This is a genomic window from Vibrio sp. S17_S38 (assembly GCF_014694375.1).
In the GTDB taxonomy this organism is placed as follows: domain Bacteria; phylum Pseudomonadota; class Gammaproteobacteria; order Enterobacterales; family Vibrionaceae; genus Vibrio.
On record NZ_JAAUWW010000003.1, the window covers coordinates 1 to 25,378 of the forward strand.

The window sequence follows — 25,378 nt, forward strand, 5'->3', positions numbered from 1 at the left end:
TAAAAGAAGCGCTGCGGTCGTGGCGGAATTGGTAGACGCACCAGATTTAGGTTCTGGCGCCGTAAGGTGTGAGAGTTCAAGTCTCTCCGACCGCACCATTATTCAAACAAAACCCACTTTTTAGTGGGTTTTGCTGTTTCTGATCTGAATAATAATCATAATTATCTGTGTTAATGGCATGAATATTTAAAAAATACATTCCAATTATCTGCATCCTCTTGCACCATAAGATCTCATTTTAATCTCAGAATAGAGGTCCGGCAGTGGAATCATCTCAAAGCTCTAAAAACCTGTCTCTCAAAATTGGTTGTTATACTCCCAACTCACCTTATGGTTTATACGATCTCGACTTAGATACACAGACAGGAGATTTAAACGCCCACAAGTTAAACATACAAATACCTAATCCTTCTTATTTTGATATTAATCAATCTCAGATGTATATAATTTCAGAGGTCAATTCCACCGAACAACCTCAAATAAGCCAATATTCACAACAACAGTCATTACTTACAAAAGTAGCGAATCTAGATATTACAGGATGCTCTCCTTGCTTTATTTCTGTGAATAGCAAATATCAATTAGCCACAACGGCTCAATATGGCAGCGGTCATATTGATGTTTACCAGCTCGATGACTCATTGGTGCTAAAACAACATATACAAGTTATAGATAGCTCAACCATAGAGGAATCACCTCGAGTATCTCATGCACATCAAGCGCTTATTCTTAACCATACGAAAACACTGGTGAGCGTTGATTTGGGGTTAGATAAAGTCTCTTTTTATCCATTTAATGACATCGCTCAATTATTTGCCATTGAACAACGTCAAGAAATACAATTAAGCCAAGGTTCAGGCCCCAGACATCTCGTATTTACCCATGATGAAAAAATTGGAGTTATACTCTGTGAACTATCAGAGCAATTAGTGTTAATCCATCAGGAAGATGGGAAGTGGCAAGTCAACAGCGAACAACGTGCCTTTCCAAATACACTAAATGGACAAGCTGCTGGTGCAATAAAATTATCACCAGATGAACGATTTGTTTATCTATCTGGTCGCCGTCAAAATATTATTAGTTGTTTTGAGCTAGATCATCAATCGAGGGTATTAAACTATCAATATTCCATTGATTGTGGCGGGGATTTCCCACGTGATTTCGCAATTTCACCAAGCGGAGAATGGTTGGTCGTTGTTAACCAAAATAGTAATAATATAGTGAGTTTCAGGCGAAACAATGTCGATGGAACACTTGCTCCAACTGGGCATAGCACAATGGTAACTATGCCAGTATGTGTCAAATTTAACGATTTGATATAAAGGGATATGACCGACTCATAGAATGAATTTATAAGCCTAATGCATATTTGAGGACTTGCTTTTTGATATCCCCAGAATGCTGCGCAACTTTTAGCGCAGCATTACGAATAAGTTTTAAGGGTTTGATATCATTGCTAAACGTTGTATAAAAGAAGTCCATCCCCGTTTGCATGATTAAGTTATCTGTTCGACGGCGTTTTTGGTAATCAACAAAAGCTTGTTCAGACTCTAAGCCCTTATCAGCAATCGTTTCAAGTAGCATCCATACATCTTTAAAGCCAAGATTCACGCCCTGCCCCGCCAATGGGTTAATCGTATGAGCAGAATCTCCCACTAACACACAACGTTTAGCAAAATACTTCTGAGCATGACGACGAGTTAATGGAAATGAACCCGCTTGCAACACGTTAATATCACCTAATTCAGCAGGAAAGTTCTCCAATACTTCTTCACGCAGCTTATCTAATGGCAGATTTTGTAATTGTCTGATTCGTTTTGGTGAGTCATACCAAACTAACGAGCCCTGTTCTCGTCCATTAGCAAGTGGGGCTAATGGCAAAAATGAACGTGGCCCACTCGGCGTAAACCATTGCCATGTTGTATCACGCAAGATTTGATTATCTTGAGATGGCAGTTCGACATTGATCAACATGCAGCACTGGCGATAATCCCACGCCGTGACACCAATATTCGCTTGCTGGCGTACTTTAGAATTAGCGCCATCTGCACCCACCACCCACAGAGCATCAAGTGTTTTCCCTGATGATAAGACGACTTGATTATACGATTCATGAAACTCAATATAATCAAGGCTATCAGGGCAAAACAATTCTAGATTAGGGTATTGCTCAAATTCCTCCCACAAACCTAACTGCAATAATCGATTTTCGACCATATAGCCTAACTTATCTAAATTCAGGTCATGAGCGTGAAAACGAATGCGACACTCAGAATTTTCCCAAGTTTCTAAACCGAGATAAGGCAGTACCCTTTTAGACTTGATATTTTGCCAAGCGCCAAGCTGTTGCAATAAATCAACCGATGCTGTTGAAATAGCGGAAACCCGTAAATCCATGGGTTGAGAAGTCTCAAAGGTTGCCGGCTTCAATCCTTCCACCAACGCAACACGTTTTTTTTGTTTTGCAAGGCCAAGTGCAACTGCTGCACCGACCATACCACCACCAATCACAACAACATCAAACTGAGACATATAAACTACCATTCACTATTTTTTTCTATTCTACTTCTTTCACCGGCATTTTCCGCTATCTCATTCAAATTATTCTGATTCCAAAATAAATAAACCCACAATAAAAATACGTCAAACTCCCTTATTGCGCTTAGATCTAGTCAGCTGAGATTTAAAGCAGTACAATACGCGGCTTGCTAGATTAGCGCAGCTGTTGCAATGTTAATCTGCACAATTATGATGAGCAAAAGCTCAACCCAAACCTGATTTAATACGAGCGAATGTGATAATGAGTAAGAAACTGCTAATTAAAACTTGGGGCTGTCAGATGAATGAATACGATTCATCTAAAATGGCCGATTTACTAGGTGCCGCAAATGGATATGAGCTAACCGAAGATCCAGCGGAAGCAGATGTATTACTCCTTAATACCTGTTCGATTCGTGAGAAAGCACAAGAAAAAGTGTTCCACCAGCTTGGTCGTTGGAAAACGTTAAAAGATAAAAAAGAAGGTGTGATTATTGGTGTGGGCGGTTGTGTAGCAACCCAAGAAGGGGCCCATATTCGCCAGCGCGCTCCTTATGTTGACGTTATTTTTGGTCCACAAACATTGCACCGTTTGCCTGAGATGATCAAACAATCTCAATCTAAATCTGGTCCTGTTATGGATATTTCTTTCCCAGAGATTGAAAAATTCGATAATTTGCCAGAGCCAAAAGCAGAAGGCCCAACCGCTTACGTTTCAATCATGGAAGGTTGTTCAAAATACTGTACTTACTGTGTTGTTCCTTATACACGCGGTGAAGAAGTCAGCCGTCCAATGGATGATGTACTATTTGAAGTCGCCCAACTTGCCGAGCAAGGCGTTCGTGAAATCCATTTACTGGGTCAAAACGTAAATGCTTATCGTGGGCCAACATTTGACGGCGATATCTGTTCATTTTCTGAATTACTTCGCCTAATAGCCTCTATTGATGGTGTGGATCGTCTTCGCTTTACCACAAGCCACCCATTAGAATTTACCGATGATATTATCGCTGTTTATGAAGATACACCTGAACTAGTAAGCTTTTTACACTTACCGGTTCAAAGTGGATCAGACCGAATATTAACCATGATGAAGCGCCCTCATACGGCTATCGAATACAAATCTATTATTCGTAAATTGCGTAAAGCTCGTCCTGGTATTCAAATCAGTTCTGACTTTATTGTTGGCTTCCCTGGGGAATCAAAACAAGATTTTGCTGATACCATGAAGCTTATAAAAGAAGTTGATTTTGATATGAGTTTCAGCTTTGTCTTCTCACCACGCCCTGGTACACCAGCCGCTGATTATCCTTGCGATACTCCGGAACAAGAGAAGAAAGACAGATTGTATGAGCTGCAACAACAAATAAATACTCAGGCTATGCGATACTCTCGCTTGATGCTAGGTACAACACAACGCATTCTAGTTGAGGGACCATCGAAAAAAGACCTGATGCAACTTAGTGGACGTACTGAAAATAGCCGTGTCGTTAACTTCGAAGGTTCACCGAACCTGATTGGTCAGTTTGTTGATGTAGAAATCACAGAAGTATTACCGAACTCACTGCGCGGTATATTAGTACGCACAGAAGCTGAAATGGGTTTGCGTTCTGCAGTGTCTCCAGCAGAAATGATCAAAAAAACACGTAAAGAGGATGATTTAGGGGTTGTGACTTTCGTTCCTTAACTCCATATCCTTCTATAATTAAGCTAATAGCGGTTCAAATTATTGAGCCGCTAACTTTGAGAGGGAAACAGTGAGCAATAAAATCGTCACGCTTGAAATCAACTTAGAACCTTCCGATAACCGCAGACTCTCTAGTTTATGCGGCCCTTTTGATGACAATATCAAACATCTTGAACGTAGATTAGGCGTTGAGATAAACCATCGTGGAAATTTTTTCACCATTATGGGCAAACCTCATACTGCCGCTGCGGGTTTAGATATTCTTAAAGATTTATATGTAGACACCTCACCTATTCGTGGTGAAATCCAAGATATTGAACCGGAAAAAATTCATCTTGCAGTAAAAGAGTCTGGTATTTTAGAACAGCAGCAAGAACAAGTGATCGAGTACGGTAAAGAAGTCTTTATCAAAACAAAAAAAGGTATTATCAAACCACGTACACCTAACCAAGGGCAGTATTTGGTCAATATCGTTACCCATGACATTACTTTTGGTATTGGCCCTGCCGGTACAGGCAAAACCTACCTTGCTGTTGCCGCGGCAGTTGATGCACTCGAACGCCAAGAAATCAGCCGGATCCTATTAACCCGCCCTGCAGTTGAAGCAGGAGAAAAACTGGGTTTCTTACCAGGAGACTTGAGCCAAAAAGTTGACCCATATCTTCGCCCTTTATACGATGCATTGTTTGAAATGCTTGGCTTTGAAAGGGTTGAAAAACTCATTGAACGTAATGTCATTGAAGTCGCTCCTCTTGCCTATATGCGAGGACGAACTTTAAATGACGCTTTTATCATTTTAGATGAAAGCCAAAATACAACTGTTGAACAAATGAAAATGTTCTTAACCCGTATTGGCTTTAATTCTCGTGCGGTGATCACCGGGGATGTGACTCAGATTGACTTGCCTCGTGGTGCTCGTTCCGGCCTTCGTCATGCAGTGGAAGTATTATCTGAAGTAGATGAAATAAGCTTTAATTTCTTTGTTGCTGATGATGTGGTTCGTCACCCTGTTGTGGCTCGCATTGTTAATGCCTACGAGAAATGGGAAAGCAAAGACCAAAAAGAACGCCAACTTACCGAACAGCGCCATCGTAAAGAACGAGAACAGCGAGAAGCACAAGCTGCCGCTATTTTTAATAATGCTAAAGCAACTATTGAGACAAGTTCAAATACTGAGTCTCAAGTACAATCAAAAGCAAAGGATTAGATTACCTTATGAGTATTGAACTCGATCTTCAAATCGTAGTCGAAAATGGCGATGCCTTACCGAGTCAAGATCAATTCCAACAGTGGTTAGATGCGGTCATCCCACTATTCCAACCCCAAGCGGAAGTAACGATTCGTGTTGTTGACACGAATGAAAGCCAGCAATTAAACCGTGACTATCGCGGAATAGATAAACCCACCAACGTGTTGTCTTTTCCATTCGAAGCGCCACCCGAAGTGGAAATCGATTTATTAGGCGATTTAATCATTTGCCAACAAGTGGTGGAAAGGGAAGCTAGCGAACAAAATAAACCGCTTAATGCCCATTGGGCACATATGGTTATACATGGCTCGCTTCATCTGTTAGGTTATGACCATATCGAAGATGAAGAAGCCGAAGAAATGGAAAGCATCGAAACTGAAATCATGCAAAAACTTGGCTTTGATGATCCTTACCTCTCTGAAAAAGAGTAAACTAGCGTCTTTCATATAGAAGGTACTGAGTGAGCCAACACTATTTTGGGTCACTACCTCCTATAATTAGTAATCTAAAGCGCGCTATCCGCTGTTGATAGTAATAACTAAAGAGTAGACATGAACAATGATAACTCACCTTCTCATTCGGAAGGTAAGAACGACAAATCTGAAGGTCCCAGTAGAAAGTCCTTCTTCGACCGTTTAGCTCAATTGTTTCAAGGTGATCCAAAAGATCGCCAAGAGCTTGTGGAAGTGTTCCGTGATTCAGAAGAAAACGATTTAATCGATCCTGACACACGAGACATGCTTGAAGGAGTGATGGAAATTTCAGAAATGCGCGTACGGGATATTATGATCCCACGTTCTCAAATGATCACTATCAGTCGTGATTATGACTTGGATTCTCTTGCAACATTAATTATTGATGCAACCCACTCTCGCTATCCTGTTATCAATGAAGATAAAGATCACGTTGAAGGAATATTATTAGCGAAAGACTTACTACGTTACTTAGTAGCAGACAGCACACCATTCACCCTTAGTGAAGTGGTTCGCCCTGCAGTGGTTGTGCCAGAAAGTAAGCGTGTTGATAGATTACTAAAAGAATTCAGAGAAGAACGTTATCACATGGCTATCGTGGTAGATGAATTCGGTGGTGTTTCAGGCTTAGTCACCATTGAAGATATCTTAGAAGAAATCGTTGGCGAGATTGAAGATGAGTTTGACGATGAAGAAAGCGCCGATATCCGCCAGTTAAATAGGCATACTTTCTCAGTAAAAGCCCTCACGGACATAGATGATTTTAACGATGTCTTTAATACAAATTACAGTGATGAAGAAGTTGATACTATCGGTGGCTTAGTGATGATTAATTTTGGTCACTTACCTGAACGTGGCGAATCAGTGGAAATTGATGGCTATACTTTTAAAGTAACTGCCTGTGATAACCGCCGAGTAAATCAACTCCAAGTTACGATTCCAAATAACTCAGAAGCTAATATTGAACCTGAGCAAGCGAATCCTTAGATAGTAGAAGTCATAATCACGAATGAATAATTCTTTTCTTCTGCGCATAGGGCGGCCTCTTTTGGCCGCTTTCATCGGCGCATTGACCACCCTTGCTTTTGCCCCTTTTAGTTATTGGCCTATAGCACTTGTTAGCCCTTTTTTACTCCTCCTACTTCTCAATAAACAATCCACTAAAGCTGGTGCTTGGATCGCTTTTTCTTGGGGATTAGGCCAATTTGGCACAGGTATTAATTGGGTTCACGTTAGTATTGATACCTTTGGTGGAATGCCCAAGCCAGCCAGTGTGTTTTTAATGGCATTACTGGTTTCTTACCTTTCCATTTATCCGGCTTTATTTGGCGGCTTGCTTAACCGCTTCTTTCCACAAACTAATAGACGTCGATTATTAATCGCGGCTCCTATTTTATGGCTAATAACCGATTGGCTACGCGGCTGGGTATTCACCGGTTTTCCTTGGCTATGGCTCGGCTACAGCCAAATAGATAGTCCTTTGAATGGCTTTGCTCCTGTCTCTGGCGTTGAAGCAATCACCTTGATGATCTGGCTGATTGCTGGCGGTGTGAGCTATGCTTTATTGTCCAAAAAATGGCAATACCTTTGTATTCCTGTCGGGATTTTTGCTTTAAGTTATGGACTAAATAAAATTCAGTGGGTTACACCCAACCCTGATACGAAAACTTCATTTGCTCTTATTCAAGGTAATATCGATCAAAAGCAAAAATGGCTACCAAGTCATCGCTGGCCAACACTGATGAAATATACAGATATGAGCCGTGAAAACTGGAAAGCAGATATTGTTATATGGCCAGAAGCAGCCATTCCAGCATTAGAATCCGACTTACCGGCCTTCTTGAAAAATTTAGACACCGCCGCACGTAATAATGATACAGCGTTGATAACAGGCGTGTTGTCGCAAGATAATTTAGGTCACTTTTACAATAATGTATTAACGTTAGGTAAAGATGACCAAGGTCCATACAATTACGATACGGCCAAGCGTTACAGCAAGCACCATTTGCTACCTTTTGGTGAGTTCGTGCCTTTTGGTGATTTATTACGCCCAATCGCACCTTTCTTTAATTTACCAATGTCCTCATTCCAACGTGGCGCATTTATTCAGCCCAACCTTATTGCCAATGGTCGACATTTATTAGCGGCTCTATGCTATGAGATTATTTTCAGCGAGCAAGTAAGGCAAAACGTCACCAATGATACGGATTTCATTCTAACCTTATCGAATGATGCTTGGTTTGGCGACTCTATCGGCCCAATACAACATATGGAAATCGCTCGTATGCGGGCTTTAGAGCTTGGAAAACCATTAATCCGTGCTACCAACAACGGTATTACGGCAGTTACTGATTACAAGGGCCATATAACGAAACAAATCCCACAGTTTCAAACCGCCGTATTGAATGCAGAGGTAACGTCAACTACAGGTAACACACCCTATCGTTCTTTAGGCTCTTGGTTGCTGTATTTATGGTCGGCTGTAGGATTTATCTTTATATGGTTAAAACGAAACTAGAGATCAATCATCTCGCTCAGCACTTGTAAAGTTATTACTATGGAATCAAAAAGGTGGCGTATCCTTCAAGATACGCCACCTTTTTATTTATCAACATCCGTTATTTTACTGATTCAATTACATTGACAGTTTCACTTTCCCCCAATGATAGTAATCATTTCTATAGGCTAAACTTCCCCACAATGCGTTGGCATTTGCCGTATCAATAATATCTTGAGATAAGGTCATCGGATTCAAATCATGAGTTTGAGTATCGTATTGATAGGTTTCAACTGGTTTGTTTGCTTGAAAGACTACAGCTTGATTATCATTGTTCATCCAAGCAAAGGTATTATGAAATTGCATCATGGCACGTAACTTAGAAGTTTCAATGTCTTGAGTTAAATCATGACCAATCATAGGGCCAAAATTATCAATCCCAGCGAGAGATAATAATGTTGGTGGTAAATCAATTTGGCTAGCAATACGATCATCTTGTTTTGCTTCAACTCCACCACCAAAAATAATGGCTGGAATTTTAAAGTAATCCGCAGGAATGGATTGATCACCACTCACACGAGAATCATGGTCGGCAACAACAACAAAGATAGTATCATCCCAGTAATCAGAGGCTTTCGCTTGCTTGATAAATTCACCAAACGCAAAATCTGAATATTTTACCGTATTTTCACGTGTGGCGGCAGGTGAATTATAAGGCTCAATTTTACCTTCAGGATATTCAAATGGGGAGTGATTAGTCGTAGTAAATACAAAACTAAAGAACGGTTTATCGCTTTTATTTAATTCGGTAAATTGCTGATGTGCTTTCTCATATAAATCTTCATCACATGCCCCCCATGAACCAACAAACTGTGGCTTAATAAAGGTAGGGAGATCTTGAATATCGGTAAACCCATTGCCTAAACAGTAACCTTTCATATTATCAAAATGACTTTCACCACCATAAATAAACTGAGTATGGTAGCCATTATGAGAAAGCGTTTGAGCAATGGTATAAAAATCTTGTTGGCCTTTTGGCAACTTAACAATGGCATTGGCTGGAGTTGGAGAAAAGCCACTGGTTACCGCTTCGATACCACGAATAGAACGAGTTCCAGTTGCATATAAACGAGTAAAATACCAACTTTCTTTAATTATCTCATCCAAATTTGGTGTTAGAGGTAAACCACCAAGCCCACCAACAAAACGCGATCCTAGACTTTCTTGCAACAAAATGACGATATTTTTTGGCTTTCCTTTATAGCTAGCCGGACGGCGAACTAACGTAGGCAACTCTTGATGCGTGTATTGTGATTGCTCAACATGAGTCGATTTTTGAATTAAATCCACCACCTTGTCATGTTCCATTTTCGGGTAGTACTTTGATGAATCTTCTTCTGTTCTCATCAACTTAATTGCGTAAAGCACCGAATAAGTCGAGTTTAAAGCAAAGTCATTCATTAAATTATCATTTGAAAAAGCAATCATCGAAGGATTAATACCACGATGACCAAAGCTAGAACGCGCACCTAACACACATAACGCTACTGCAACTAAACCTAAAGGTAGTCGCCAATACCAAGCTGGACTTGAAATATCCGAAACAATTGCGCCACTGAACATCCACCCGAAGTACAGCGTTAATACTGTCACGATGAAGCCCAGAAATAGTTCCAGCTTATAGCCAGTCCAAAGCATGCTCATCACTTCTTTTGGGTAAATCAAATACTCAACAAAAAATCGGTTCGGACGGACATCGTATTCTTCAATAAAAGTTGGCGTAGAGATTTCCATGTACACCAACAACCATAACCCTGCAACAAACCAAATGCGCAAAGCGGTTAGCCAAACACCACTAATGGCTTCAAACCCGGTAAATAAACAGGTCAATAAGCTTGGTAATATTAGTAAATAGCAGAGTGTGACCACATCCATACGCAGTCCAGAGATCAAAATCGTCTTCAGACCATTCGACTTCTTAACCCGATCTTTTTTCCAGATACACAAAGCGATACGTGAGGTGGTTAAAATGATAAGACCGGCGATAAAAACGGCGATAATAGGAAATAGCACACCTAAAAGTTGCTTTGCAATATCCATTAAAATTCTCATTAGTTAAAAAAGGAGCGCATACTTAGCATCTATAGACTGACCCTGTCCATGAACTTATGTCAGTTTTATGCAAAGCCACACATAAAGAGAGCATCCAGTAGTAATAATACTCAAATGGGAGCTAATACTTCCACATTTGATTCATTTCGATGATTTTTATAAGCGTTATAATCAGCTCGCCAATGATTTGATTATCAGATCAATAGAATCGATCAGCTCTAATTCGTCTATCACCCATGTATAAAAATCGACATTTAATAAACCCTAAAATCATTTTATATCACGCTGTAAGCTAAAACATTTGGTCCTCTTTACCCTAGAAAGTTCAAAAAAATATCCACTGTTCGATAAAACAGTGGATATCATCAAATATAAAACAGATTAGGCCATCATAGGTACCAAGAATACCGTGCCAATAATCACGGTTGCCAACCCACAAATCACAGGAATAAAGGTACGCTTTACTACATCAAACGGGCTGATTTTACCCATACCTGATGTTGCAACAATAACACCAGAAACAGGTGAAATAGTACGGCCAAGATTAGAGGCTTGTAACATTGGAATAATTAAAAATGCAGGGTTAATGCCCATTTTAGCGGCTAATGATGGTGCAAGCTCAACAAAAGCATAAAAAGACGCATTACCAGACCCCGTGGCAACAGAAGCCGCGACAGTAATAGCAGTCAATAGCAACATTAACGCCACCGCTCCAGCACCTGCATTATTGGCAAGCGCTAATAAATTATCAATAGCACCCATCGACATCAAGCCTTGTGCGAACAAACCAGCACCGACTAATAACATGACCACGCTTTTAAAGGCCTCTGCCATACCTTGATAGCACACTTCAAGATCTTCTAGCGCTTTTTTTCCATTAAAACGATTAGAAACATAATGTACGACTGCGCCAATAAAAATAGACAGCACGACAATAGTATAAATATCTAATGATAAACCAGAGATCGTCTTACCATTGAATAAAAACACACCAACAATTGGTAAAAATGGCAGTAATGAATAATAAGCTGGAGCACTCGTGTCCATATGAGAGATATCTACTTTCTCCATTGGCGTATTATCTTTTTTATCTAGATATTTATTCCAAAAATACGCAGCAATCGCCATCACAATAATGGCAGAGATAGAAACAGGCAATACAGTTTCAACTGCAAACACATGCAATGGTATGCCAGATTTTTGTGCAGCAATAACCACATCACCAGACGTTGGCGATAAGATAATCGCGGCTGGAGACGCACATACCGCAACCGCAGCAGGGCGAGAGATTCCCATCGCTGTCATCATCGGAAATAGCGTGGCCATCAGTAGAACACCTAGACCGGTGGCCGAGCTCACAGCTAAAGACATTAAACACGCAACAATATAAGCTGCAACCAATAAGATATAAGGCGATTTAATAAAAGAGAGCGGCTTTGAAAACTGTTTAACCACAATGTTATTAGCACCAATATGGGTCATATAAGTTGCAAAACCACACAGCAACATAATTTGCAGACCTAAACCACCGCTATAACTTTGCAATGTCGCTTTTAAAAATAGTAATGAATCCGTGAAGAAGTTTCCGGTTGATTCCATTCCTTGAGGAAGAACAGAGTGGCCAAGAGGTTGAGCGATTAGTAGTAGCAATGTACCCGCGGCCAATAAAACGCCCGTTGGTTTATATCCTTTTACAATGAAGTAACCCACGACAATGGTCACAGCAAAACCAATAATCAGTTCTAACATAGTTGTTTGCCTTTTCAATTATGCGATGAGATTTAAGTATCAGACATCGTTTTTAATATTATTGGCAAACAACCTATCAGATGAATCAATAGCAAATATTAATCTCTATCAATTTTTTCTTTGTAACACGAAATTTATTCAGATGACATTAATAGATTGAATCAAACAACGTCCATCAACACCACAAAATGAAACATTAAACGCAGGTTTTAATCAATAACATCTAAGGTTTTAATGGCACTCGAGCAAAAGCATCATTGCCACATTGTAGGCAAGGTTTAATCTCACAAGGGTGTGTATATTCTTGTCTATGACCACACTTCTCACACACTAACGCTCCAAGCCCAATAATATCACCGACTTCGTATAATCCTTTGTGTTCAATATCTTGGAATACTTCACGCCATTCAACTTGCGTTCTATCCGTAATTTCTAATAAGCCTTCCCAGATCGTTTCAGCTACTACGGTCATAAATGGATCATCATCTCTCCCTTCTTTACTCTTTTGATAGCTATCAGAGAATTCTTTCAAATCCGATTTCACATACTGCTTGATAAGTTCCAATTCATCTTTGGTCATATCTTTAACAGCATCAAGCATTCCTTTAGAGGTATCGGCTGCTTTATCAGCTTCTGCTGGCGTTTTATTTACGTTATCGATCAAGTGGTCTAAAACCTGTTTGTAATCGTGTTTACGCTTTGGCATCGGAAACTCCTGTCTATTATTTTTCAATGCATCGCCATTTATTGCTCTGGCTATTGTTGAGCATCACCGCTTTAAGGTATTCTATGCTCATCAAGTATGACCTGATCTAACCGATCTCACAAATTTACGAAACCGGATACCCTCCCAGATGCAAAAACCAGTAGCTAAATTAAATGAGCAATACAACCCACAAGACATTGAGCAAAAAGTTCAACAATATTGGGATGATAATAAAATCTTCGAAGTCACTGAAGATGCCGATAAAGAGAAATTCTACTGCCTATCTATGTTCCCTTACCCAAGTGGACGTCTGCATATGGGCCATGTTCGTAATTACACCATCGGTGATGTAATTTCTCGCTTCCAACGTCTGCAAGGCAAAAATGTTATGCAACCAATCGGTTGGGATGCGTTTGGCCTTCCTGCTGAAAATGCGGCAGTAAAAAACAAAACAGCTCCGGCACCTTGGACTTACGAAAACATCGAATACATGAAAAACCAGCTTAAATTATTAGGTTTTGGTTACGACTGGACTCGTGAATTCGCTACTTGTACACCGGAATATTATCGCTGGGAACAGGAATTTTTCACTAAGTTGTATGAAAAAGGCTTAGTTTACAAAAAAACATCTTCTGTAAACTGGTGTCCGAACGACATGACCGTTTTAGCTAACGAACAAGTTGAAGATGGCTGTTGCTGGCGTTGTGACACTCCAGTTGAGCAAAAAGAAATTCCACAGTGGTTCATTAAAATTACTGAGTACGCACAAGAATTACTGGATGATTTAGACAACCTAGATGGTTGGCCTGAGATGGTAAAAACCATGCAGCGCAACTGGATTGGCCGCTCTGAAGGCGTTGAGTTGTCATTTAAAGTAACAGATCAAGCCGATCTAGAAGTTTACACAACTCGCCCCGATACCTTAATGGGCGTAACTTATGTTGCTATCGCTGCAGGTCATCCTTTGGCAGCCCAAGCGTCGCAAAGTAATCCATCATTAGCGACGTTTATTGACGAATGTAAAAACACTAAAGTTGCTGAAGCTGAACTGGCTACGATGGAAAAGAAAGGCATGGATACTGGCCTTAAAGCTACTCACCCATTAAATGGTCGTGAAGTACCAATCTTCGTTGCTAACTTTGTATTAATGGATTACGGCACAGGAGCAGTGATGGCAGTCCCTGCTCACGATCAACGTGACTTTGAGTTTGCCACTAAATACGGTTTAGACATTGAAGCAGTTATTTTAGATAGCGAAGGCAATCAACCAGATGTTTCAGAAGTTGCTTATACTGAAAAAGGCGCACTCTTTAACTCTGCTGAGTTTGATGGTCTTGAGTTCCAAGCCGCATTTGATGCCGTTGCTGCAAAACTTGAAAGCGAAAATAAAGGGAAGAAAACCGTTAACTTCCGCCTGCGTGATTGGGGCGTTTCTCGTCAACGTTACTGGGGCGCACCAATTCCAATGGTGACCACTGATGATGGTGTCGTTCACCCTGTTCCGGCCGATCAACTTCCTGTTATTTTACCGGAAGATGTTGTTATGGATGGCGTAACAAGCCCAATTAAAGCCGACAAAGCATGGGCAGAAACAACGTTCAATGGTGAACATGCTCTGCGTGAAACCGATACTTTTGATACCTTTATGGAGTCATCTTGGTATTACGCACGTTATTGCAGCCCACAAGCAGACGATATTTTAGATCCTGAAAAAGCTAACTACTGGCTACCCGTTGATCAATATGTTGGTGGTATTGAGCATGCGTGTATGCATCTATTATATTCTCGCTTCTTCCACAAACTACTTCGTGATGCTGGTTATGTCACGTCCAATGAACCATTCAAACAATTACTTTGCCAAGGTATGGTGTTAGCAGATGCTTTCTACCACACCAATGAAAAAGGCACGAAAGAATGGGTTGCACCAACAGATGTCACTGTTGAGCGTGATGGCAAAGGTCGCATTGAAAAAGCAGTGGATGATCAAGGTCGTAACGTTGAACACTCAGGCATGATCAAAATGTCTAAGTCGAAAAATAATGGTATTGATCCGCAAGAAATGGTTGATAAATACGGCGCCGATACCGTTCGCTTATTTATGATGTTCGCCTCTCCTGCTGATATGACATTGGAATGGCAAGAGTCTGGTGTTGAAGGGACCAATCGCTTCCTAAAACGTGTTTGGAAACTAGTCGGTGAGCACACATCTCAAGGTAATGCTGTTGCCGTTGATACAACATCATTGACTGGTGATCAAAAAGCACTTCGTCGTGATGTACATAAAACGATTGCAAAAGTAACCGATGATATTGATCGCCGCCAAACGTTTAATACCGCCATTGCTGCCATCATGGAATTAATGAACAAGCTGGGTAAAGCACCTCAAGCCAATGAGCAAGATCGCGCTATCCTAGATGAAGCATTAAAAGCCGTAGTTCGTATGCTGTACCCAATCACGCCACATATTTGTTTTGAAATGTGGGCAGCGTTAGGCGGCGACAAAGTCGATACTTGTGACTGGCCAACATTTGATGAAAAAGCCTTGGTTGAAGATGAGAAACTGATCATCGTTCAAGTCAATGGCAAATTACGAGCCAAACTCACAGTATCAGCTGACGCAAGCAAAGAAGAAGTTGAAGCGTTAGGAATGGCCAATGAACATATCATTAAATTCACTGATGGTTTAACGGTACGTAAAGTTATTTATGTTCCGGGTAAACTGCTGAATATTGTGGCTAATTAATTACTGCGGATGCATTCCCATCCTATTAAATAGTCAATTTGAAGCGTAAGTAGTTGTATACCAACTTCTGCTTACGCTTATCTTATTCACTTTTCTTGCTTCTTAATTATATTTATACTCAAAATAATTGAAATTGCATCTTCACATAGAGTTAATAAGATAAGTTTTTCAATCCTACTCTATAGCCACAGAGGTATAACTTGGTGACTCGTTTGTTTTCTAATACACATTTCCGTATTTTCATCATTGCAACTTTAGCCATGATGACCACTGCATGTGGTTTTCATTTCCGTGGCAATTATTTACTTCCAGATGAAGTGGAAACTTTATCGGTTACCAGTTTTGATGACTATGCGATGATCACTCGTGAAGTCAAAAAACAATTAACAAGAAATGGCGTTAAAGTTGTTCCTCCCGGAGTGAATGTCGCAAATCTTTATATCATTAACGATAGTGATGGTGATCGAACGCTTTCACTCTATCAGAATGCCCGCGCCGCAGAGTATGAGCTATTTTATAACACCAGCTATAAAGTCACAGTGCCAGGCTACAACACAAAAACTTATAATATTCATATCACTCGTAGTTACCTTGATAACCCAATGGCTGCCTTGGCAAAGTCGGTAGAAAAAGATGTCATTTTAGAAGAAATGAAAGTTCAAGCCTCCCAACAAATACTACGCCAAATGGCAACATTAAAAACCCAGCTCATTGCAGTAGGTAGCCCAGACCCTAGTCAACAAAAAGACTTTCCAACTGAAGTGAAAGATACTAGCGCCACCATAACTCAAGATCTTGATAATGGTGTTCAGCAAACCAGTACAACGAAAGAAGTAACCTCAGAAGATATGCAGAAAAATTCAACATCAGATGACTCGAGAACTGACAGCGAAAAAGCTGATGATGCAAAAACCAATGATGAACCAACTAACGATCAAGACCAATAATTACGATGCGCATTTTTGCAGATAAACTTGCTGATCATTTAAAACATAAACAACACAACGTTTATCTAGTGATGGGCAACGAGCCGTTATTACTTCAAGAAAGTAGAGATTTGATCAACCGTGATGCAAAACAGAAAGGCTTTTTAGAAAGACAACGGTTTAGCTTAGATAAACAATTAGATTGGAGTCATGTTTACGATTGCTGCCAAGCTTTAAGCTTATTCTCAAACTTGCAAATAATCGAATTAGAAATTCCGGACGCAGGTGTTAGTGCCGCGGCCGCTAAAGAATTGGTCAATTTATCAACCATGCTACATCCTGATATTTTACTGATCATTATTGGTAACAAACTCACTCGTGCGCAAGAAAGTACCAAGTGGTTTAAAGCAATGCACACTCAAGGCATTCTTATTTCATGTAATAGCCCTGAATTACGCTATTTGCCACAATTTGTTCAACAACGATGCCAAAAGCTAAAACTCACTCCAGATGCAGAAGCAACACAAATGCTCGCCCAATGGCATGAAGGTAATTTACTTGCTTTAGCTCAAAGTTTAGAGAAGCTAGTATTACTTTATCCGGATGGTAAACTTACTTTATTACGAGTAGAGTCCGCTTTAGTCCGCCACAATCATTTCACCCCATTCCAATGGACCGATGCACTACTTTCAGGCCAAGAAAAACGATCACAACGTATTTTACGACAACTTGAAGCTGAAGGTGAAGAAGCCATTATTTTATTAAGAACGGTTCAAAAAGAGCTGTTTTTATTACATGACATGCAGCAAAGTCTACTTGCTCGACAGTCCATATCTCATGTTTTTGACCAACATCGTATCTGGCAAAATAAACGACCATTTTATTCAGCTGCATTACAGCGTTTAAATATGCAGCATCTGCAAATACTCATACAGCATTTAACCAAATTAGAGATCGATGTAAAAACAACCTTTAGCCAAGAGTATTGGCCTCAACTTGCCCAACTCTCATTAATGTTTTGCCAACCTACCAACACCTTTAAATTGTAGCCTTCGCAGGAAGTATGCTTTTCACTACAATTATCCATGTTATTCTTAGCGACTTTTTATTATTATTGCCCCGCAGCTCACGTCAGCTTGCATTATTATTTTATAAATGAGGTTTCACTTTGCAAATAAACGAATTAAAAGACTTTTTAGCCGATAAAGCTGATGACATGAAAGCAGAAAACATCATTACTTTAGATATCACTGAAAAATCCAGTGTGACAGATTTTATGGTTATCTGTACAGGTACCTCTAAGCGTCATGTTATTTCTATCGCTCAAAATGTTGCAAGTGAAGCAAAGGAAGCAGGCCTTGATCTACTTGGTATGGATGGTGAAAGCGAAGGTGAATGGGTTGTGGTTGATATGGGTTCAGTTATGGTCCACGTAATGCAACAGCAACACCGTGAACTCTATCAATTAGAGAAGCTGTGGAGCTAATAACAACACACCCAACGCTCATCCTTTAAGCCTCTATCAATTTAAGTCTTTATTTTTAAATAGATAGAGGTCAAGCAACAAGATCATGGAGTATCCCACATGAAGATCCAACTCATTGCAGTCGGAACCAAAATGCCCAAATGGGTTGAAGCTGGTTTTCATGAGTATCAACGCCGCTTCCCCAGCGATATGCCACTTGATCTCGTTGAAATACCCGCAGGGAAACGAGGTAAAAATGCAGATATTGTTAGGATTTTGCAAAAAGAAGGTGAAGCTATGCTATCGGCTGTACCTAAAGGCAATCGCATTATAACATTAGATATTCCAGGGAAACGCTGGGATACCATCGAACTTGCAACACAATTAGATTCATGGAAACTCGATGGACGCGATGTTTCGATTTTGATTGGAGGTCCTGAAGGTTTATCTCCTGCATGCAAATCTGCTGCTGATCAAAGTTGGTCATTATCACCATTAACACTACCCCATCCAATTGTGCGAGTGATTATGGCAGAAAGCTTATATCGCGCTTGGAGCGTCACAACTAATCACCCTTATCACCGAGAATAATCGATAATGAGACGCAGACGTAGCCAAATTCGCGATTACACCGCTGAAGCTAAACTCTTTACTCGCCGTGCGATAGTGGCATTTATTGGTATTTTAGCTTTGGTCGGCGTTTTATTGGGTAATTTGTACTATATCCAAGTCGAACAATATCAAGATTATAAAACTCGCTCTAATGATAACCGTATTAAAATTGTCCCTATCGCACCTAACCGTGGCCTGATTTACGATCGTAATGGGAAATTACTCGCCTCTAACCGCCCTGTTTTTAACTTAGAAATTACACCAGAAAAAGTCGCGGATATAGATCAAACTATCGCGGGTTTACGTAAAATAATTCCGATCAGCGATGAACAAATTGAAACTTTTAAAAAAGAACGTCTACAAACACGACGCTTCAGCTCTGTCCCTCTCTTAACTCAATTAAGTGAACAAGACGTCGCAAAAATTTCAGTTCGCCAATATCAATTTCCTGGAGTGGAAGTCACTGCGGTATTAAAACGTTACTACCCTTATGGTTCAGCGCTTACCCACGTTTTAGGTTATGTTTCTCGAATTAACGATCGAGATATTCGCCGTTTAACTGAAGAAGATAAAATATCTAATTATCAAGCTACTCACGATATTGGCAAGATAGGGATTGAACGTTTTTATGAAGATACACTACATGGCACTTCGGGTTATCAAGAAGTTGAAGTAAACAGCCGTGGGCGTGTCATCCGTACATTAAAATATGTTCCCCCTATCCCAGGTAAAGATCTAGTCTTAAACCTTGATATTGATTTACAACAATACGCTTTTCATTTAATGGACAAACGTCGTGGATCGATAATTATTCTGGATCCTAAAGATAACGGCGTACTCGCGATGGTTTCAAGCCCAAGTTATGACCCTAATGCCTTTGTTCACGGTATTAGTAGTAAAGCTTACAACCAGTTACTCAACAACCCAGATCGTCCATTAGTCAACCGTGCCACATTAGGTATTTACCCACCAGCATCCACGGTTAAACCCCTCATCGCAGTCGCCGCTCTTACCGAAGGCGTTATCACACCTGAAACGACTCGTAACGATCCGGGGATTTGGTATATCCCTAATGCTCGTAGCCATAAGGGTTACCGAGATTGGAGTCGCTGGGGCCATGGAGTTGTTGATGTAAAGAAAGCACTAGAGGAATCTGTTGATACCTTCTTCTATCAAGTTGCCTTTGATCTTGGTATTGATCGTCTATCAACATGGATGAACAAATTTGGTTATGGTGAGCTTACTGGAATCGATTTACATGAAGAAAGCAGTGCCAATATGCCGACTCGTGAATGGAAACGTGCTCGCCATCGTACGCAATGGTATCAAGGTGACACTATCCCTGTTGGTATTGGCCAAGGTTATTGGACAGCTACGCCTATGCAAATAGCAAAAGCGCTGTCAGTTTTGGTCTCACATGGCAAGGTTCGGGCTCCTCACTTATTGCGTGCAACGATAGATAAAACGTCACCGTCAGCCACGCCTGTACTCAGCCCGATTAAAACTTACCCATCAATTACAGGGGTAAAAGAATCTTATTGGGATCTTGCAGAAGAAGGCATGCATCTAGTAGCAACCGGTAATAGGGGTACTGCAAGACGTTCTTTCTATGGCGCAAAATATCAAGCAGCCGTTAAATCGGGTACAGCTCAAGTGTATGGGTTAAAAGAAGGCGAAAAATATGATGCGGATGAAATCGCAGAACATCTTAGGGATCATGCATTATTAATGGGATTTGCCCCATTCAAAGACCCTAAAGTCATTGTCTCGATGGTACTTGAAAATGCAGGGGGAGGATCGGGCGTTGGTGGCCCAATTGCTCGACAGATATTCGACCATGTCATCTTGAATAATGATGAAACCGACTCTTCACAGGATAAAAAATAATATGAGCATGAATTTATCCGATGGAAAAAACCGCGCATTCTTTGAAAGACTGCATATTGACCTACCATTATTACTTGGGATTTTAGTGCTGATGGTAATCGGCCTTGTCATTATGTACAGCGCCAGTGGGCAAAACCTTGAAATGATGGACCGTCAAGCCATGCGCATGTTGCTTTCACTCGGTGTAATGATCTTCCTGGCTCAGATTACACCTAGAACATTTGAATCATTAGCACCAATACTATACGTCATTGGCGTGATGCTTTTACTCAGCGTGCTCTTTTTTGGAGAAACCTCAAAAGGTGCTCAACGTTGGTTAGATTTAGGTATCGTCCGTTTTCAGCCATCGGAACTGCTGAAACTTGCCGTTCCTTTAATGGTTGCTCGTTATATTGGTAAACAGTCTTTGCCACCTACTTTTAAAACGTTGCTCGTTTCTTTAGTTCTCGTGTGCCTACCTACCATTCTTATTGCAAAACAGCCTGACTTAGGCACATCAATCCTTATTGCTGCTTCTGGTATTTTTGTTATTTTTCTGGCAGGAATAAGCTGGCGAATTATCGCAGCGGCGGCTTTAACTATTGGGGGATTTATCCCTATCCTTTGGTTCTTTTTGATGCACGAATATCAAAAAGTTCGCGTTCGAACCTTATTTGATCCGGAATCTGACCCATTAGGCGCTGGTTACCACATAATACAAAGTAAAATAGCCATTGGCTCTGGTGGTTTGACAGGTAAAGGTTGGCTACATGGCACTCAATCACAACTAGAATTTGTTCCTGAGCGCCATACAGATTTTATTTTCTCTGTTATTTCAGAAGAATGGGGAATGATTGGAGTTTGTTTCCTACTCGCAGTTTACCTATTTATTATCGTACGCGGGTTATATCTTGCCACACAGGCTCAAACTGCCTTTGGTAAAATGATGAGTGGAAGTGTTGTATTAAGCTTTTTTGTTTATGTTTTTGTCAATATTGGGATGGTGAGTGGCATTCTCCCAGTGGTCGGTGTACCGTTACCTCTAATCAGTTATGGTGGCACCTCAATGGTTACCCTATTAGCAGGTTTTGGTATTCTTATGTCTATTCACACACATCGTAAAATGCTTTCTAAGGCGAACTAAATTGATTAAACGCATTTCAACCTATTTACTTTTCACCTTGCTACTGGTTTTAGTTGGGTGTTCATCCTCTAGTAATAGATACTCACTTAATGATGACGTAGCGCCTGAAAAACCATTATCAGTTGCACATGTTGAAGATGCACATCCAAGATATGAGCCCTTCAGCCGTAGCGGAAATCGTGATTACACCTTACGTGGGAAAAATTATAAGATAGTTAAAGATACAAAAAACTTTACTCAAACTGGTTATGCTTCATGGTACGGAAAGAAATTTCATGGTCACCTAACCTCTAATGGTGAAGTATATGATATGTATTCCATGTCCGCGGCACATAAAACATTACCAATACCTAGTTATGTCAAAGTAACCAATACGGCAAATGGTAAAACCGTCATAGTAAGAGTCAATGATCGCGGCCCTTTCCATGATGGACGGATTATTGATTTAAGCTATGCAGCCGCTTATAAATTAGGCGTATACCAAGCCGGCACAGCACCAGTTAAAGTTGAATACATTACAACAGCAAAGACAAAAGTAGATCAAGCCTACTCCAAGGAAGAGTACTTGATCCAAGTCGCTGCAGTCTCTGATAAAAGTAAAGCGGAAACTTTAGCGAAGCAATTAGGTCAAAGCTATTCGATTACCTACAACGTACAAACAACGAACAAAATAAACCGTATTATGCTTGGACCATGGAAAGACCAAGATTCAGCTAATGCAGTATTACTAAAATTACAAAGCTCAGGCTACAGGACCGCTTTTATGAAGCACCAAACTCGGAAATAAACGGTACAACATAAACTTTTTATTTTCATTTTCGAAAACACAATCTATATCTGTTCTGATTTACAAAAATAAATCTGATAAGATGCGGATAATTTACGTTCACCTACAACATTGATGTATATATCTCATGAAAAATACTGTTCAATATTTAAAATCATTGCTAATCCCGTCATTAGCATTATCAGCATCACTAGTGTCACTTAATGCCTCAGCTTCCGATCCAATTGTTGTGCCTAACGCACCAGACATTGCCGCAGCCAGCTACATCTTGATGGATTACCATTCAGGTAAAATTCTTGCTGAAAAAAACATGGATGAGCGTCGTTATCCCGCTAGCTTAACGAAAATGTTAACCAGCTATGTTATCGGTCAGGAAATTAAAACTGGTAGCATTTCTCGTGACGATGATGTTGTGATCAGTCAAGCAGCTTGGGCGAAAAACTTCCCTGACTCATCAAAAATGTTTATTGAAGTAGGTAAAACCGTCAGTGTTGATTTACTCAATCAAGGTATCATTGTTGACTCAGGCAATGATGCTTGTGTGGCAATGGCAGAACACATCGCTGGCTCACAAGACTCTTTCGTCGATTTAATGAACCAATGGGCACAAAAAATCGGCATGAAAAACTCACATTTTGTGAATGTTCATGGTCTAGATAACAATGAGCACTACTCTACTGCGCACGATTTGGCTATTTTAGGGGCTGCTCTCATCCGTGACGTCCCTGAAGAATATAAGATTTATTCTCAAAAATCATTTACTTACAACGGAATAACCCAATATAACCGTAACGGATTACTTTGGGATAAAAGCATGCGTGTTGATGGTATAAAAACCGGCCACACAAGTGGTGCTGGCTACAACTTAGTTACATCCGCTACCGAAGGTAATATGCGTCTTGTTTCTGTTGTAATGGGAACGAAAAGTGAAAATGCCCGCAAAGCTGAAAGTAAAAAACTATTAAGCTTTGGTTTCCGCTTCTTTGAAACAGTTTCTCCTCATAAAAAGGGTGAAGAGTTTGTGAGAGAAAAAATCTGGATGGGCGATAAGAGCGAGGTATCTTTAGGTGTTAATGAAGATACTTACGTTACTCTACCGCGCGGACAAGCGAAAAACTTAGCGGCAAGCTTTGTCCTAGATAAAGAATTAAAAGCGCCAATCAAAAAAGGCCAAGTGGTAGGTAAGCTTTTCTACCAATTGAACGACAGCGATGTGGCTCAATACCCATTAGTTGCTCAAGAAGACGTTAATGAAGGTGGTATTTTTAGCCGCTTAATTGATTATATTGTCTTATTGTTCAAAAGCTGGTTCTAATCAACCCGCTTAAAAAGCAATAAAACTAGCCTCTAAATAAAAGTCACTTCGGTGGCTTTTTTTGTTTTCTAATTCCCTATATGAAAAATATTCGCCTCCTCACTATTCCTATAAAATATCAAATAAGTTTTTATTATATAAACAAAATTTTAATAACCCTCCGTATTTATCTAATACATTGATAACAAAAACCAACCTTACTACTCAATATCTAAGGTTGAGATTTCAGCTTAATAGATTTACTATGCGGCCTTTCATGCTCAATGTTTCTTTGGAGTCACTATGCAAGAGCAAGCAAAACTAAAAGATTTACTCGAGTTTCCATGTAAGTTCTCATACAAAGTAATGGGCTATGCGAAACCAGAATTGCCCGATCTTATTCTCGCTGTTATCCAAAAACATGCGCCAGGTGATTATGTTCCAAGTGTAAAGCCTAGTGCTAAAGGAACTTACAATGCGGTTTCTGTTACCATCACCGCCACATCAATTGAGCAAGTCGAAATTCTCTACAAAGAGCTAGGTGAAATCGATATTGTTCGAATGGTTCTTTAGAGTGTAACAAACCAGATTGAGTGATACCTGTATCAATTAAATAATACCCCTACCGCTTACCCGTAGTTAGTCTAGCTAAAGGGGTTTATACTATGCATCTAAAGCCATTAGCCATTAGCCATTAGCCATTAGCCATTAGCCATTAGCCATTAGCCATTAAAATTATTAGATTCAGACTCTATTCAATCAATTTAATTTGAAGAAAATCAGCTTAATACTATCAAGCCGGATTAAGGATAAACGATTTATGTGCAACGAATCGGATTCACCTCTCACTCTCAATCCGTGTAATTCTTTACTTGAAACAAAATTGACCATCCGGCAGTTAGGCAAACAAGACTATGCCCCTGTTTGGCAAGATATGCATAAATTCACCGATGAACGAGATGATTTAACCTCTGATGAAGTGTGGTTAGTCGAGCACAATCCAGTATTTACTCAAGGTCAAGCAGGTAAACAAGAGCACTTACTCAATACTGGTGATATTCCAGTGGTACAAAGTGACCGAGGTGGACAAGTGACATATCATGGTCCAGGTCAGATCGTTGCTTATTTTTTAATAAACTTACGTCGTAAAAAGCTTGGCGTTCGTGAACTAGTTACTCATATTGAAAATATTGTCATTGAAACACTCTCTACTTTTGGTATTGATTCAGCTGCACGAGCGGATGCTCCGGGTGTGTATGTAGACGCAAGAAAAATATGCTCTCTTGGGCTACGCATTCGAAAAGGATGCTCATTTCACGGCCTTGCCCTCAATGTTAATATGGATCTTACCCCTTTCCTTCGCATCAACCCATGCGGATATGCTGGTATGGAAATGGTACAAGTAAAAGATGTGGATGGACCAAATAACATCAATGAAGTTGAAATTGTTTTAATGAAAAAAATCACAGAGCTACTTGGTTACGACCAAGTTGAATACACCACAGAAAGCAAAAGCTTTGATAAGTAGGT

At 40.2% G+C, this 25,378-nt stretch carries 21 protein-coding genes and 1 tRNA gene; 18 read left to right on the forward strand and 4 right to left on the reverse strand.

All coding sequences use genetic code 11. The annotated features are described in order from the left end of the window. The first annotated feature begins 13 nt into the window (after window positions 1–13). Window positions 14–98: transfer RNA gene (locus HC725_RS03010), tRNA-Leu, on the forward strand. A 165-nt stretch (window positions 99–263) separates the two neighbouring features. Further along, on the forward strand, window positions 264–1,322 hold the full coding sequence (locus HC725_RS03015; protein WP_190330303.1) for a beta-propeller fold lactonase family protein: 1,059 nt from the start codon (window positions 264–266) through the stop codon (window positions 1,320–1,322). A gap of 28 nt (window positions 1,323–1,350) precedes the next feature. On the opposite strand, the gene HC725_RS03020 is transcribed toward HC725_RS03015, so the two are convergent. After that, window positions 1,351–2,532, reverse strand: coding sequence for a 2-octaprenyl-3-methyl-6-methoxy-1,4-benzoquinol hydroxylase (locus tag HC725_RS03020; protein WP_190330304.1), 1,182 nt, complete (start codon window positions 2,530–2,532; stop codon window positions 1,351–1,353). A 268-nt stretch (window positions 2,533–2,800) separates the two neighbouring features. On the opposite strand from HC725_RS03020, the gene miaB reads away from it, so the two are divergent. The 5 genes from miaB to lnt all read left to right on the forward strand — a co-directional run bounded on the left by miaB (window position 2,801) and on the right by lnt (window position 8,465). After that, complete coding sequence (miaB, locus tag HC725_RS03025; protein ID WP_190330305.1) at window positions 2,801–4,225, forward strand: tRNA (N6-isopentenyl adenosine(37)-C2)-methylthiotransferase MiaB; 1,425 nt, start codon at window positions 2,801–2,803, stop codon at window positions 4,223–4,225. A 70-nt stretch (window positions 4,226–4,295) separates the two neighbouring features. Beyond that, a complete protein-coding gene (locus HC725_RS03030) occupies window positions 4,296–5,432 on the forward strand; it encodes a PhoH family protein (RefSeq protein WP_190330306.1) in 1,137 nt (378 codons plus the stop codon). A gap of 8 nt (window positions 5,433–5,440) precedes the next feature. After that, complete coding sequence (ybeY, locus tag HC725_RS03035) at window positions 5,441–5,905, forward strand: rRNA maturation RNase YbeY (protein WP_190330307.1); 465 nt, start codon at window positions 5,441–5,443, stop codon at window positions 5,903–5,905. Between the two features lie 120 nt (window positions 5,906–6,025). Next, window positions 6,026–6,934 carry a CNNM family magnesium/cobalt transport protein CorC gene (corC, locus tag HC725_RS03040; RefSeq protein ID WP_190330308.1) on the forward strand — a complete coding sequence of 303 codons (909 nt, stop codon included), beginning with the start codon at window positions 6,026–6,028 and terminating at the stop codon, window positions 6,932–6,934. A 22-nt stretch (window positions 6,935–6,956) separates the two neighbouring features. Continuing rightward, entirely contained in the window at window positions 6,957–8,465 is a 1,509-nt protein-coding gene (gene lnt, locus HC725_RS03045; protein ID WP_190330309.1) for an apolipoprotein N-acyltransferase, read from the forward strand. A 117-nt stretch (window positions 8,466–8,582) separates the two neighbouring features. Here the strand turns inward: lnt and HC725_RS03050 are convergent, their stop codons facing one another. The 3 genes from HC725_RS03050 to HC725_RS03060 all read right to left on the reverse strand — a co-directional run bounded on the left by HC725_RS03050 (window position 8,583) and on the right by HC725_RS03060 (window position 13,011). Then, the gene (locus HC725_RS03050; protein WP_190330310.1) at window positions 8,583–10,544 is read right to left on the reverse strand and encodes an LTA synthase family protein; all 1,962 of its coding nucleotides are present in this window, start codon (window positions 10,542–10,544) and stop codon (window positions 8,583–8,585) included. 393 nt (window positions 10,545–10,937) lie between these two features. Continuing rightward, the gene (gene dcuC / locus HC725_RS03055) at window positions 10,938–12,305 is read right to left on the reverse strand and encodes an anaerobic C4-dicarboxylate transporter DcuC (protein ID WP_190330311.1); all 1,368 of its coding nucleotides are present in this window, start codon (window positions 12,303–12,305) and stop codon (window positions 10,938–10,940) included. A gap of 223 nt (window positions 12,306–12,528) precedes the next feature. Beyond that, window positions 12,529–13,011, reverse strand: coding sequence for a zinc ribbon-containing protein (locus HC725_RS03060; protein WP_190330312.1), 483 nt, complete (start codon window positions 13,009–13,011; stop codon window positions 12,529–12,531). 148 nt (window positions 13,012–13,159) lie between these two features. On the opposite strand from HC725_RS03060, the gene leuS reads away from it, so the two are divergent. From leuS to lipB, 11 genes are all read left to right on the forward strand, one after another. After that, entirely contained in the window at window positions 13,160–15,754 is a 2,595-nt protein-coding gene (gene leuS / locus HC725_RS03065; protein ID WP_190330313.1) for a leucine--tRNA ligase, read from the forward strand. Window positions 15,755–15,957: 203 nt separating this feature from the next. Continuing rightward, window positions 15,958–16,701 carry an LPS assembly lipoprotein LptE gene (locus HC725_RS03070; protein WP_190330314.1) on the forward strand — a complete coding sequence of 248 codons (744 nt, stop codon included), beginning with the start codon at window positions 15,958–15,960 and terminating at the stop codon, window positions 16,699–16,701. A 5-nt stretch (window positions 16,702–16,706) separates the two neighbouring features. Next, window positions 16,707–17,729, forward strand: a complete 1,023-nt coding sequence (gene holA / locus HC725_RS03075; protein ID WP_190330315.1) for a DNA polymerase III subunit delta — start codon at window positions 16,707–16,709, stop codon at window positions 17,727–17,729. Between the two features lie 119 nt (window positions 17,730–17,848). Then, a complete protein-coding gene (rsfS, locus tag HC725_RS03080) occupies window positions 17,849–18,166 on the forward strand; it encodes a ribosome silencing factor (RefSeq protein WP_190330316.1) in 318 nt (105 codons plus the stop codon). A gap of 99 nt (window positions 18,167–18,265) precedes the next feature. Continuing rightward, window positions 18,266–18,736 (forward strand): 23S rRNA (pseudouridine(1915)-N(3))-methyltransferase RlmH, encoded by a 471-nt coding sequence (gene rlmH / locus HC725_RS03085; protein ID WP_190330317.1) that lies wholly within the window; start codon window positions 18,266–18,268, stop codon window positions 18,734–18,736. 6 nt (window positions 18,737–18,742) lie between these two features. Next, on the forward strand, window positions 18,743–20,644 hold the full coding sequence (gene mrdA / locus HC725_RS03090; protein ID WP_190330318.1) for a penicillin-binding protein 2: 1,902 nt from the start codon (window positions 18,743–18,745) through the stop codon (window positions 20,642–20,644). A 1-nt stretch (window position 20,645) separates the two neighbouring features. After that, on the forward strand, window positions 20,646–21,767 hold the full coding sequence (gene rodA, locus HC725_RS03095) for a rod shape-determining protein RodA (protein ID WP_190330319.1): 1,122 nt from the start codon (window positions 20,646–20,648) through the stop codon (window positions 21,765–21,767). Window positions 21,768–21,771: 4 nt separating this feature from the next. Continuing rightward, window positions 21,772–22,554 (forward strand): septal ring lytic transglycosylase RlpA family protein, encoded by a 783-nt coding sequence (locus tag HC725_RS03100; protein WP_190330535.1) that lies wholly within the window; start codon window positions 21,772–21,774, stop codon window positions 22,552–22,554. A 127-nt stretch (window positions 22,555–22,681) separates the two neighbouring features. Then, the gene (locus HC725_RS03105; RefSeq protein WP_190330320.1) at window positions 22,682–23,869 is read left to right on the forward strand and encodes a serine hydrolase; all 1,188 of its coding nucleotides are present in this window, start codon (window positions 22,682–22,684) and stop codon (window positions 23,867–23,869) included. A 282-nt stretch (window positions 23,870–24,151) separates the two neighbouring features. Then, window positions 24,152–24,421, forward strand: coding sequence for a DUF493 family protein YbeD (gene ybeD / locus HC725_RS03110; RefSeq protein ID WP_190330321.1), 270 nt, complete (start codon window positions 24,152–24,154; stop codon window positions 24,419–24,421). 247 nt (window positions 24,422–24,668) lie between these two features. After that, window positions 24,669–25,376: a lipoyl(octanoyl) transferase LipB gene (lipB, locus tag HC725_RS03115; protein ID WP_190330322.1), complete on the forward strand. Its 708-nt coding sequence runs from the start codon at window positions 24,669–24,671 to the stop codon at window positions 25,374–25,376. The last annotated feature ends 2 nt before the right edge of the window (window positions 25,377–25,378 follow it).